The following is an 819-nucleotide window of genomic DNA, read 5'->3' on the forward strand; positions in this document are numbered from 1 at the left end:
CAGATGCAGGACGAACACGGGGCGCTCTCAAGCTCCACGGTGGATGTGACCATCACTGGCACCAACGACGCACCGGTGGCAGTGGCCGATACGGCTGCCGGCACGGAAAACCAGACCCTGAGCATCGACGTGCTGGCCAACGAYACCGACGTCGAYGACGGCCAYGCATTCACCTTGGTCAGCGCCAGTGCGCCAATCGGYCAAGGCAGTGCTAGCGTCTCGGGCAACCAGTTGCAGTTCAATCCGGGGACTGACTTCGATCACCTGGCGCAGGGTGCGGTCGAGCACGTGACACTCAATTACCAGATGCAGGACCAGTACGGGGCGCTCTCGACCAGTAGCGTAGACGTGACCATTACCGGCACCAACGACGCGCCGGTGGCGGTGGCCGATACGGCCGCCGGCACGGAAAACCAGACCCTGAGCATCGACGTGCTGGCCAACGATACCGACGTCGATGACGGCCATGCATTCACCTTGGTCAGCGCCAGCGCGCCAATCGGCCAAGGYAGTGCCAGCGTGGTCGGCAACCAATTGTTGTTCACCCCGGGGACTGACTTCGATCATTTGGCGCAGGGCGCCACGGCCAGCGTCACGCTCAGCTACACCATGAGCGACGAGCACGGGGCGCTCTCGAGTTCCACGGTGGACGTGACCATCACCGGCACCAAYGACGCACCGGTGGCGGTGGCCGATACGGCCGCCGGTACGGAAAACCAACCCCTGACGATCGACGTACTGGCCAACGACACCGATGTCGACGACGGTCACGCGTTCACGCTGAACTCGGCCAGCGCGCCGGCAAACAAGGGTACAGCC

1 protein-coding gene is annotated in these 819 nt (G+C 63.8%); it reads left to right on the top strand.

Going from position 1 to position 819, the window contains the following annotated elements:
• Window positions 1–819 (top strand): Ig-like domain-containing protein (locus AC1DH9_RS30070; RefSeq protein WP_477809444.1); only part of this gene is annotated, 819 nt, incomplete at both ends.

Source organism: Pseudomonas sp. 05T35 (assembly GCF_056396605.1).